Consider the following 10,503-nt stretch of genomic DNA (forward strand, 5'->3'; position numbering starts at 1 on the left):
CGGCTGGCTCTGCCCGAGGATCTGGGTCAGTTCCGTGACGGTCAGCTCGCCATGGGCGCACAGCGCCATCAGCCGGAGGCGCGTGGGCTCGGCGGCGGCCTTCAGTGCTGTCAGCAGGAACTCCATTCCCTTCCCAATACCTTACCGCCGCATGCGCATGCGGGTCCGTGCACGTCATATCTGATATATAAAGATATCTTTATGCGACGTAAACCGCTTTATGACCGCGCCGCCGCGAAACGAGGCCCGTTCTTTCGAGGTATATTTGCCACATGGATAGCAGGCTCGGTTGCAGTTGTGCCGCACCCTCTGGTAAAGGCGGCGACCGTGTGATAGGTCAATTAAGCACCGGAAGCGGTAGCGCAGGCTCTTGCCGCTTCCACCACGCCACCCATTCGACGAGCGCGTCCTTGATCATCCAGGCTTGCCTCAAACGTCCACGGGCCCGGGCGGCGGTGTTCGCTCTCATGCTCGCTTCCCTGCCGCTCGGCGGTTGCGCCACGGCTCCGGGGGAGGATTCCTTGAGCGCGATCGCCGACGGAGATCCCCTGGAACCGGTGAACCGGGTCGTCTACGGGTTCAACGAGGCCGCCGACATCCTCGTCCTGCGCCCCGCCGCGGAGGTGTACCGCGGCACCGTGCCGACCCCCGTCCGCATGGCGGTGCGCAACTTCCTGCTCAACCTGACGAGCCCGCTGCTGGTCGCGAACGAACTGCTGCAGGGCGACTTCGAGGGAGCCCAGGTCGCGTTCTCGCGCTTCCTGGTCAACACGACGATCGGCCTGGGCGGCGCCTTCGACATCGCGGGCCGGTACCGCGACCTGCACTACGAGTACGAGGATTTCGGCCAGACCCTGGCGGTCTGGGGCGTGCCGGACGGCCCGTACCTGGTCCTGCCCCTCCTCGGCCCCTCTAACCTGCGCGACGCGACGGGCCTCGTGGCCGACACGGCGGCCGACCCCGTCAACATCTGGGCGAACAACGCCGACAGGTCGGGCGCGATGGCGGTGCGCGCGGGAGTGACCGGCGTCGACACCCGCACCGAACTGATCGAGGCCGTCGACGACCTGCGGCGCAACTCGCTCGATCCCTACGCCTCGGCCCGCAGCCTCTACCGGCAGCGCCGGGCGACCGAGATCAACGACGGCAGCGGCGGCAGCATCGAATTCCCGGATTATGAGGACATCGACGAGCCCGCCGTTGAAAACGGCGCCGGATCCTCCAATTCCAACTGACATGATCACGCGCCGCATCTTCATCGCCGCGGCCGCCCTGCTGGCATTTGCCGGCTGGGCGACCGCTCCCGTCCCCGCCTCGGCGGATCCCCGGTCCGAGTCGGCTGCCCGCTTCGTCCAGGACCTCGGCGCCCGCGCCGTGGACATCCTGATCACGCCGGACCTCCAGCGCCAGGAGGTCGAGAACCGCTTCCGCACCCTGCTGAACGAAGGTTTCGACGTGCCCTATATCGGGCGCTTCGTCCTCGGCCGGAACTGGAACACCGCGACCCCGGAGCAGCGGCAGGAGTATCTGGAGCTGTTCGAGCGGCTGATCGTGAAGGTCTATGCCGACCGGTTCTCGGAGTATTCCGGGCAGAGCCTCGACTCCGGCGAGACGCTCAAGATCCTCGGCCATCGGCCCGAAGGCGAACGCGACGCCATCGTCCAGAGCCAGATCGTCCGTCCCGACGGACCGCCGGTCACGGTCGAATGGCGCGTGCGCCAGCGCGACGGCCAGAACAAGATCATCGACGTCGCGGTCGAGGGCGTCAGCATGAGCGTGACCCAGCGCAACGAGTTCGCCTCGGTGATCCAGCGTGGCGGCGGCTCGATCGACGCCCTGCTGAACGCGCTCCGGCAACGGACGGCGGCGCGCTGATCCCCCGGCGGGATCACGAAACGTCCCAAGAAGAAAGGGCCGGCCCCGCAGGGCCGGCCCTTTCCCGTTGCGGCCTTCTCAGGCGCGCACGAGCGGCTTGTACTTGATGCGGTGCGGCTGGTCGGCCTCGGCGCCCAGGCGGCGCTTGCGGTCGGCCTCGTAGTCCTGGTAGTTGCCCTCGAACCAGACGACCTGGCTTTCGCCCTCGAAGGCGATGATGTGGGTCGCGATGCGGTCGAGGAACCAGCGGTCGTGGCTGATCACCACGGCGCAGCCGGGGAAGCCCACCAGCGCGTCCTCGAGAGCCCGCAGGGTGTCGACGTCGAGATCGTTGGTTGGTTCGTCGAGCAGCAGGACGTTGGCGCCCGACTTCAGCATCTTGGCGATATGGACGCGGTTGCGCTCGCCGCCCGAGAGCTGGCCGACCTTCTTCTGCTGGTCGGAACCGCGGAAGTTGAAGGCCGCGACATAGGCCCGGCTGGGCATCGACTTCTTGCCCAGCTCGATGACGTCCAGCCCGTCCGAGATCTCTTCCCAGACGTTCTTCTTGTCGTTCAGCGTGTCGCGGCTCTGGTCGACGTAGCCGAGCTTGACCGTGTCGCCGACGCGGAACTCACCCCCGTCGGGCCGCTCCTGGCCGGTGATCATGCGGAACAGCGTCGTCTTGCCCGCGCCGTTGGGTCCGATCACGCCGACGATGCCGCCCGCCGGGAGGCGGAAGTCCAGGTCTTCGATCAGCATCCGGTCGCCGAAGCCCTTGCGCAGGTGCTCGGCCTCGATCACGAGGCTGCCGAGGCGCGGCGGGGTCGGGATGACGATCTGGGGCTCGGTGATCTGCTGCGACTTGTTGGCCTCGGCCAGCAGCGTATCGTAGGCGGCGATGCGGGCCTTGCTCTTGGCCTGGCGGGCCTTGGGCGACGCACGGATCCACTCCAGCTCGGCGGCCAGGGTCTTCTGGCGCGCCTGCTCGGTCTTCGATTCCTGCTCGAGCCGCTTCTGCTTCTGCTCCAGCCACGCGGAGTAGTTGCCCTCGTAGGGGATGCCCTGTCCGCGGTCGAGCTCCAGGATCCAGCCGGTCACGTTGTCCAGGAAGTACCGGTCGTGGGTCACCAGGACCACCGTCCCGGCATATTCCTGCAGGTGCCGCTCGAGCCACGCGACGCTCTCGGCGTCGAGATGGTTGGTCGGCTCGTCGAGGAGCAGCAGGTCCGGCTTCTCCAGCAGCAGGCGGCACAGCGCGACGCGGCGGCGCTCGCCGCCGGACAGCTTGGTGACGTCGGCGTCGGGCGGCGGGCAGCGCAGCGCGTCCATCGCGATCTCGACGGTGCGGTCGAGGTCCCAGGCGTTCGCCGCCTCGATCTTCTCCTGCAGCTCGGCCTGCTCGTCGATCAGCGCCGTCATCTCGTCGGGGTCCTCAACCTCGCCGAGCCTCATGCTGACCTCCTCGAACCGGTCGAGAAACGCCTTGGTGTCGGCCAGCGCGGCCATCACGTTGCCGTGGACGGTCTTGTCCGGGTCGAGGTGCGGCTCCTGCGGCAGATAGCCGACCCTCGCCCCCTCGGCAGACCAGGCCTCGCCGTTGTAGTCCTTGTCGAAGCCGGCCATGATCTTCATCAGGGTCGACTTGCCGGCGCCGTTGGGGCCGATGACGCCGATCTTGGCGCCGGGGTAGAAGGACAGCCAGACGTTCTCCAGCACCTTCTTGCCGCCGGGAAAGATCTTCGTCAGCCCCTTCATGACATAGACGTATTGATAGGACGCCATGCGCCTCTCCGAACCCTGAAAACGATGGAAGCACGCGCGGGGCCACCGGCACCCGGACGGAGCGCCGTTTTACCCCAACGTGCCCGCCAATGCGAGCATCGAGAACCGGCCGGCTCAGCGCGCCAGCGCGTCCTCCACCGTCCACACCATGCGGCCGACCTGCTTCAGCGCCTCGCGCAGCCGGCCACGGTCGGCGGCGGCCAGCCGCCGGGGATCGACGCGCGATCCCGGGTCCCGCCCGGCCGCGACGTCGGCGACCTGCTGGTCCAGCATCATCCCGAGCGCCACGCCGTACAGGCCGCGCATCGCGGCGACGTCGGCCTCCGCCAGCACTCCGGCGGCGGCCAGCGCGTCGAGACGCCCCAGCGTCGAGGTGGCTTCCACGCCGTGGCGCAGGGCGAGCACCCGGGCCCCGGCGACGACGGGCCAGGTCCCGCCGAGCTTGAGGTCGATGCGCTCCTCGGTCAGCCGGGGACGGCCGAACAGGCCGAAGGGCGTGCCGGCACGCGCGAGTTGGGCGGCGAGGTTCCTCAGGAACACGCGCGCATGCCGGGCCTTGCCCAGCGCCAGCGCCCTCAGCTCCGCCGCGAGCCGGCGGTCGCCATGGACGGGATGGAAGTCGAAGAAGATGTCGACGTTGAGCAGGCTCTCGCCCTCGGGCGTCGCGATCCAGCGGTCGACGAGGCGGCCCCACTCGGCGATGCCGTGGCGCCAGGCCGGGTTCCTGGCCATCACGCCGCCCTTGCAGTACGGGATGCCCGCCCGGTCGAGCAATCCGCACATGCGCTCGCCGAGATCGGCGAACCAGGGATCGTCCTCGGGCCCGCCGGCATGGACCAGGGCGTTGTCCTGGTCGGGCGCCAGCAGGCTTTCGCCCCGGCCGCCCGATCCGAGGATCAGCGCGCACCAGGGGACCGGCGCCGGGCCGCGCTCGCGCTCCAGCTCGGCCGCGGCGAGGGCCGCCGCCCGCCCCGTGCAGTCGCGCATGACCCCGGCGATCACGGCGGCGACGTCGGATGCCGCCACCCCTTCGGCGAGCAGCGCGCAAGCGAGCCGGGGAAGCGATGCCCGGACGCGGCCCAGCGCCTCGGCGTCGCCCGCCACCGCGACCTCGTCGCCGAGCGCCAGCGCCGGGCCCGCGCGCTGGCGCAACAGCGCGCGCGCCGTCAGGATGCCGACGGCGCGGCCGTCATCGTCGACGACCTGGAGGTGGCGGATGGCGAGCCGGTCCATGCGGCCGATGGCGAGGTAGACCGGTGCTTCCGGGAGAAGCCCGTGGACGGGACCGCTCATCACCGCCCGGAGCGGCAGGTCGAGACCGGCCGGGCCGTGGCGCGAGACGACGCGCAGCACGTCGCGCTCGGTGACGATGCCGGCCGCCACTCCCTCCGCCCCGTCCTCGACCAGGACCGAGCTGATGCCCAGCGCGTCCATGCGCCCGGCCGCGTCCGCGACCGGGGTGTGCGCCGGGACCATCACCACGGGCGACGTCATGACGTCGGCGACCGTATGGCGGTAGGGGAAGCTGTCGAGCCGCTCCAGCGTTTCCCAGTCCATGCCCCTCCCCTTACCAGCCGGCCGCGCGCTGGGCGGCCCGGACCCGACGCGCGCCGTCGGCGAAGGCGCGGGCCTGCCCCAGGCCGGCCACGCCGCGGTCGTGCAACAGCGGAACCAGGCGCGCATAGAGCTCCGCCGCGAGCAGCGCGTCGCCGAGCGCCGTGTGCCGGCCCTCGATCCCGATGCCGAGATCGGTCGCGATCGCCTCGAGGTTGAGGTCGGCGCGCGAGGGGTCCAGCGCCGCAACGAGGCGCAGCGTGTCGAGCGACGGGGGGTCCGGCCAGCGGCCGCCCGCCGCCTCGACCTCCCGGCGCAGGATCGCGAGATCGAAGCCGATATTGTGCCCGACGACGACGACGCCCGACATCATCGCCTCCAGTTCCGGCCATGTCTCGGCGAAGGAAGGGGCCCCCTCGACCATGGCGTCCGTGATCCCGTGGACCGCGGTCGAGGCCGGCGGCACCGGAACGCCGGGATCGACCAGGCGGTCGAGCGAAGCGGCCCGGAACAGCCTCGTGCCGTGGAGGCGCACCGCGCCGACCGACAGGATGCGGTCGCGCGAGACGTCCAGCCCGGTCGTCTCTAGGTCGAGCGACAGCACGGGCAGGTCCTCCAGCGCCAGGCCGTCGGCCAGCGCCGGCGGCCGCGGCGGCAGGTCGTGCAGGTCGAGGTCGTGGGCGACCCCCTGGCGGCGGACGAGCGCGGAGACGGGAAACAGGATCACCGCGCCGCCATGCCCGTCGAGGTCGGCGACGCGGGCGTGGAGGGAGGCGCCGTCGACGGTCAGCAGCTCCGCCTGGACGGACCGGCCGGACCGGCGGGCGGCCCGGACCGCGGCGGTCAGCCCGGCCGGCTCGACCGCGGCGTAGACGCTGGTGCCGACCGCGACCCGCCGCGGATCGAGGAGCGCCGCCGCGGCCGCGTTCACCAGGCTCACCAGACCGCTGTCGGTCACGACGACCAGTCCCTCGTCGAGCGCCGAGACGACGGCGGCCAGCCGGCCGTCGGTCGTCGACGCCTGCGCCGCGAGCGAGCGGAGCGCGTCCCGGACGACGTCCGCCAGCCGCCCGGCATCGCCGTCGAGATCCGGGATCCGGGCCGGCCGCGCCCGCGCCGCGACCACCGCGTCGCGCAGCCGGCCGAGGTCGTCCGTATGGCGCGCGACCAGCGTGCCCGCGATCCAGAGCGCGCCCAGGCCGCCCAGCGCGAGCGCCCCCGTGCCGGCGATGCGGCCGGTGGAAAGATCGGCCCCCGAGGGCCAGAGCGCCAGCGCGCCGAGGCCCGCGACAGCGGCCCCCGCGACCGCGAGCGCCGCCGCCACGCCTCGGGACAGGCCGGCCGCCACGGCGCCCGCCGCCTCAGCCGGCCGAAGCCAGGTCCCTTGCGAGCGCGCCCGGGCGCAGGGACGTGGTCAGGTCGTCGGCGTAGCGCGTCATCAGGAAGCGGACGCCGTTGACGACCATCTCGCGGTCGTGCTGGCGCAGGTTCGTGTGAATGGGGAGCACCTCGAACAGCCGCTCGGCCCCGACCACGGCGACCTCATAGGCGGGCTTCGGCGCCCCGAGCTGCGCCAGCGCCAGACGCTCGCGCGTGTCGGCGACCAGGCCGGCCCAGCCGTCCGGCCGGTACGGCGGGGTGCCGAGTTCGGTCAGCCCTTCGCCCAGCAGTACCGCGAGGCGGTCGGCGAGCACCGGCAGCGGCCCGGTCCAGTGGGGCCTCAGGAAGCCTTCGATCACGACCGCGACGTCGAGGGCGACCGCCGACAGCGCCTCCCAGCGGCAGCGCTCCAGCGCCGCCTGGAAGTCCATTTCCTTGAACAGCTTGTCCCAGTTGAGCCCGGCCCTGGCCCGGCAATACTCGATCGCGCTCTTCTGCGATATGAAGGCCGAACGCGACGCCATGGAGCGGCGCAGATGGTCGGCCGTCTCCAACGGTTCGGCCCCGCCGAACAACCGGCGCATGAGAACACCCAACGCCCTTCCTCCCTCTCGTCCGGCCCTCTCGCCCGACACCGGCCGCATCCCGGCGGCCCGGCACCCCGGAAGGGTAGCACAGCGCCCGAGAGGAGCACCGCATTTTGCTGTGTCCGGGTCATGCGGCGAATGATAGAAGAACCAACTGCCCAGCCATCACGAGCGCGAGCGCATGGAGCCGAGCAATCCGTTCTGGACCTACTGGTATTTCCATATCCCGAACTACGTCCTGGCCGCGCTGATCTACACCATGCTGGGCCGGCTGGCCCTCGCTCTGTTCGTCCCCGCGGACTGGCCCAACTACATCTGGCGCGCCTTCCTGCGCCTGACCGATCCCATCCTCGGGGCGGTCGCCACCATCACGCCCCGGATGGTCGGTCCGGTGATGCTGATCCCGGTCGCGATCTTCTGGCTGTTCGCGCTGCGCATCGCCCTGCTGGCGGTGCTCCTCGCCGCCGGCCTCATCCCCATCGTCGGCCGGACCTGAGGGGCGCGCCCATGGACCGCAACCATCTCTTCGTGGCCCTCGTCCTGGTGTGCATCGCCAACGGCGTCTTCTCGCCCGCGCTGATCGTCGCCACGCATCTGTGGCCGGTCTGGTTCCCCGCGATGATCGTCCAGCCCTCGGCCGAGCTGGTGTTCTACCTCGGCTCGCTGATCGTGTCGGGCGGGACCATGCTCGTCTCCGGCGTGCCGGCGGCGCTCTACGAGCGCATGACGGGCCGGGAGGACACCACGCCGCTCTCGCTCACGATCTGGCTCGCCGGCGCCATCCTTCTCTCGATCCCGGGGCTGCTCAACGCGATGCTGGTGGCTTGAGCATTCCTCGCGCCAACGGGCGGATTAGGTTGTTACGGTAACTGCCGGGAGCCCGACGCCCGGCTTCTCCGACCCGACGGAGTTGCCGCCCATGGATCGCATCGAATATTTCGCGGAAATCTCGATCCGGCGCGCCCTCGCCTTCGCGACGCTCGCCATCATGACCACCATGGTGGGGATGGTCTACGACCCGGCCACGGCGCTCAAGACGGGCGCGGTGCTGACCGGCATCGTGGCCGCGACCCTGGCCTGGAAGGCGCACCGCGCGCCGACCAGCCCCTACCGGCGCACGGAGGTCTGGATGCTGCTCGACAGGCGCCACGACCTGCCCGAGGACCGGGCGCAGCAGGTGATCGGCGGGGTGCTAAGCCGGATCTACTGGCGCTACGCCGAGTTCGCAGGCTACGTCGCGGCCCTGCTGTGGGGCACCGGGCTGGCCTACGCGCTTTTGAAGTGACCCGGCACGGCGGCGGCCGGCGCGCCACTCACCAGTCGGTATCGAAGGCCTTCAACGCCTCCTGGGCGGCGGCGCGTACCTCGGGGTCGCCGTCCCCGGCGAGGTCGCCGAGGGTGCGGGCCGTCGCCGGTTCGGGCTCCCTGCGGGCCAGGGCCGAGACCACGCCGAGACGGACGGACGCCTTCGGGTCGCGCGCGAGGCGGACGAGCCAGGTCGCCGCACCCGGTCCGTCGATCTCGCCCAGCGCGTCGACCACGGCCCGCCGGCCGGCCTCGTCGCTGCGTTCGGCGACGCGGCCGAGGACGACCGCCGTGTCGTCGTCGGCGACACGGATCAGCGCCTCGACCACCGAAGGCAGGTCGAGGGGCGTCGCCCGGACCAGCAGCGCTTCCAGTTCCGCCTTGACCGGCCGGTGGCCGAGCCGTCCCAGGGTCAGGCACGCCGTCTTGGCGACCTGACGGTCGGCGTCGGCGGCCAGCGGCAACACCGCGTCCAAGTCCTCCGGCCGGGCGAGCGCGCCGGCCAGCAGGCAGACGGCCTGGCGCACCGCCGGATCCGGGTGAACGGCGTGGCTTCGTATCAGCCCGACCGCCCGCCGGAAGCGCAGGCCGGCGAGGCAGGAGAGGGTCGCGACCGTGCCGGACACGCCGAAGGCGTCCCGCTCCAGCAGTTCCACCAGTTCCGGGCCGGCTTCCGCGGCGCCGATCTCCGCGAGCGCGCCGAGTGCCGCCCGCAATTCCCCCGCCGGCGCCTGCCGGTCATGCCCGGCGAAACGCCGGCAGGTGCGCAGCAGCAGCGGAACCGCCGCCCTTTCACGGCGCTTCCCACATTCCTCTATCAAGGCGAGGAGCCCCGGTTCGGCCGGCGGCTCGCCGTACAGGTGGAGCGTCAGCAGATCGACCAGCACGTCGGCCGGCGTCTGCGCGACGGAACGCACGGGACGGGGTTCGGCGGCCGGTACCGCGGCCGGCATGCGTCCGCCGTCGCCGGCCATGGCACTGTCCGTCGCGGCCGGCGGGCGGGCGAAAAGGTCGAACTGGTCGGGATGCTTGCGTCTGGGCACGCCGGGTCGGCTTCGGTCTTGGTCGGTGCGGCCGACCGACAGTAGCACCACGCCGCCCGCCCGGTCGAAAATTCGATCGCGCCCCGGCGGAAGGGCGGCGCCCGGGGCGCGCCGCCTGCCGCTGCGTCAGATCCCGGACGGATAGTAGGAAGGCGGGTCGCTGGCGGGAAACGATTCGTCCGAGGCTTCGTCGACCTTGTCCCACGGGCGGCGCGGCCGGTCGCGCATCGCCTCCGGCCCGGCTACGCGGATCTGGCCGTAGAGGCCCCGGTGGGCGGCCCCCACCGGCTCGGCTCCGCGAAGGGCGGCGGGCCGGATTTCGCGATCCGGCTGCGGCCCCCGGATGTCGCCGCGTCCCCAGTTTCGCGGGCCAGGCCCGCCGTGTCCCCGGTTTCGCGGGCCAAGCCCGCCGTGCACCGCCCCGGCGCCAACCCGACGGCGAAGCATCGCGCCCGCGGCGGCTCCGGCCAGGATGACCGCGGCCGCCGCCAGCACCGGCCCCCACCCGTACCGGGCTCTCGTCTCCGTGCGCATCATCTCGTCCCCGCGTCACAAGTTGCCTCTCCCGACAACACCCCGCGGGACGAGCCGCTCCCGACCGCATGACCGCCGCACGGGCCGTGCCGCGAGTCTCGCCGCCACTTCCGTTCAGGTTCAGCGAGCGGTTTCATTCGAAACCACCGATACCCACGACAATGTCGGGGCACCGACGGAACCGGACGATCGGTAGCAGTACCAACGCAAACCAAAATGTTCATTTAGAAACATTGAATACTTCTGTATTCCAATATCGAATTGGTTTTTATGGTTCTATGAAGTTTTCTACATCGAGCTTGACGTCGAGTCATCGTCTTCTTTCTAATGTGCCGGGATCTCAATGCCAGTCCATTCAGAGTAAGACCCAAGTATCATCGCACGACCGGTTCGGCCAGCGTGCGAATAACGGAGAAGGGCTGAACGAATGCTTGGAATCATTGGCCAGCCGAACACAAGTA

12 protein-coding genes are annotated in these 10,503 nt (G+C 70.8%); 5 read left to right on the forward strand and 7 right to left on the reverse strand.

All coding sequences use genetic code 11. The annotated features are described in order from the left end of the window. On the reverse strand, window positions 1-126 hold a 126-nt coding region (locus VGO20_RS06880; protein ID WP_327501581.1), incomplete at its 3' end, for an ArsR family transcriptional regulator. 395 nt (window positions 127-521) lie between these two features. Between VGO20_RS06880 and VGO20_RS06885 the strand changes: the two genes are divergently transcribed. Together VGO20_RS06885 and VGO20_RS06890 are read left to right on the forward strand one after the other, a co-directional pair. Continuing rightward, window positions 522-1,235 (forward strand): MlaA family lipoprotein, encoded by a 714-nt coding sequence (locus VGO20_RS06885; RefSeq protein ID WP_327501570.1) that lies wholly within the window; start codon window positions 522-524, stop codon window positions 1,233-1,235. 1 nt (window position 1,236) lies between these two features. Then, window positions 1,237-1,875 carry an MlaC/ttg2D family ABC transporter substrate-binding protein gene (locus VGO20_RS06890; RefSeq protein WP_327501571.1) on the forward strand — a complete coding sequence of 213 codons (639 nt, stop codon included), beginning with the start codon at window positions 1,237-1,239 and terminating at the stop codon, window positions 1,873-1,875. A gap of 78 nt (window positions 1,876-1,953) precedes the next feature. Here the strand turns inward: VGO20_RS06890 and ettA are convergent, their stop codons facing one another. From ettA to VGO20_RS06910, 4 genes are all read right to left on the reverse strand, one after another. Beyond that, window positions 1,954-3,639, reverse strand: coding sequence for an energy-dependent translational throttle protein EttA (gene ettA, locus VGO20_RS06895; RefSeq protein WP_327501572.1), 1,686 nt, complete (start codon window positions 3,637-3,639; stop codon window positions 1,954-1,956). 114 nt (window positions 3,640-3,753) lie between these two features. Next, entirely contained in the window at window positions 3,754-5,196 is a 1,443-nt protein-coding gene (locus VGO20_RS06900; RefSeq protein ID WP_327501573.1) for a DUF294 nucleotidyltransferase-like domain-containing protein, read from the reverse strand. Window positions 5,197-5,206: 10 nt separating this feature from the next. Next, window positions 5,207-6,541: a 3'-5' exonuclease gene (locus tag VGO20_RS06905; protein ID WP_327501574.1), complete on the reverse strand. Its 1,335-nt coding sequence runs from the start codon at window positions 6,539-6,541 to the stop codon at window positions 5,207-5,209. 13 nt (window positions 6,542-6,554) lie between these two features. Then, on the reverse strand, window positions 6,555-7,169 hold the full coding sequence (locus tag VGO20_RS06910) for a hypothetical protein (RefSeq protein ID WP_327501575.1): 615 nt from the start codon (window positions 7,167-7,169) through the stop codon (window positions 6,555-6,557). Window positions 7,170-7,341: 172 nt separating this feature from the next. Here VGO20_RS06910 and VGO20_RS06915 point away from each other — a divergent pair, with 172 nt between their 5' ends. The 3 genes from VGO20_RS06915 (at window position 7,342) to VGO20_RS06925 (ending at window position 8,445) form a co-directional block, all read left to right on the forward strand. Then, window positions 7,342-7,656: a YggT family protein gene (locus VGO20_RS06915; RefSeq protein WP_327501576.1), complete on the forward strand. Its 315-nt coding sequence runs from the start codon at window positions 7,342-7,344 to the stop codon at window positions 7,654-7,656. 11 nt (window positions 7,657-7,667) lie between these two features. Further along, complete coding sequence (locus VGO20_RS06920) at window positions 7,668-7,988, forward strand: hypothetical protein (RefSeq protein WP_327501577.1); 321 nt, start codon at window positions 7,668-7,670, stop codon at window positions 7,986-7,988. 91 nt (window positions 7,989-8,079) lie between these two features. Continuing rightward, entirely contained in the window at window positions 8,080-8,445 is a 366-nt protein-coding gene (locus tag VGO20_RS06925; RefSeq protein ID WP_327501578.1) for a hypothetical protein, read from the forward strand. A gap of 28 nt (window positions 8,446-8,473) precedes the next feature. Here the strand turns inward: VGO20_RS06925 and VGO20_RS06930 are convergent, their stop codons facing one another. Both VGO20_RS06930 and VGO20_RS06935 read right to left on the reverse strand, forming a co-directional pair. Next, window positions 8,474-9,508 carry a HEAT repeat domain-containing protein gene (locus VGO20_RS06930; RefSeq protein ID WP_327501579.1) on the reverse strand — a complete coding sequence of 345 codons (1,035 nt, stop codon included), beginning with the start codon at window positions 9,506-9,508 and terminating at the stop codon, window positions 8,474-8,476. A gap of 126 nt (window positions 9,509-9,634) precedes the next feature. Continuing rightward, window positions 9,635-9,793: a hypothetical protein gene (locus VGO20_RS06935; RefSeq protein WP_327501580.1), complete on the reverse strand. Its 159-nt coding sequence runs from the start codon at window positions 9,791-9,793 to the stop codon at window positions 9,635-9,637. Window positions 9,794-10,503 lie beyond the last annotated feature (710 nt).

It is taken from the genome of Arenibaculum sp., assembly GCF_035998295.1.
In the GTDB taxonomy this organism is placed as follows: Bacteria; Pseudomonadota; Alphaproteobacteria; order Azospirillales; family Azospirillaceae; genus DASYHS01.

What these genes read in the sequence shown, in the direction of transcription:
- ettA (WP_327501572.1), bottom strand. Translation starts at nt 3,639, where the DNA reads ATGGCGTCCTATCAATACGTCTATGTCATGAAGGGGCTGACGAAGATC.
- VGO20_RS06915 (WP_327501576.1), top strand. Translation starts at nt 7,342, where the DNA reads ATGGAGCCGAGCAATCCGTTCTGGACCTACTGGTATTTCCATATCCCG.
- VGO20_RS06920 (WP_327501577.1), top strand. Translation starts at nt 7,668, where the DNA reads ATGGACCGCAACCATCTCTTCGTGGCCCTCGTCCTGGTGTGCATCGCC.
- VGO20_RS06925 (WP_327501578.1), top strand. Translation starts at nt 8,080, where the DNA reads ATGGATCGCATCGAATATTTCGCGGAAATCTCGATCCGGCGCGCCCTC.
- VGO20_RS06890 (WP_327501571.1), top strand. Translation starts at nt 1,237, where the DNA reads ATGATCACGCGCCGCATCTTCATCGCCGCGGCCGCCCTGCTGGCATTT.
- VGO20_RS06900 (WP_327501573.1), bottom strand. Translation starts at nt 5,196, where the DNA reads ATGGACTGGGAAACGCTGGAGCGGCTCGACAGCTTCCCCTACCGCCAT.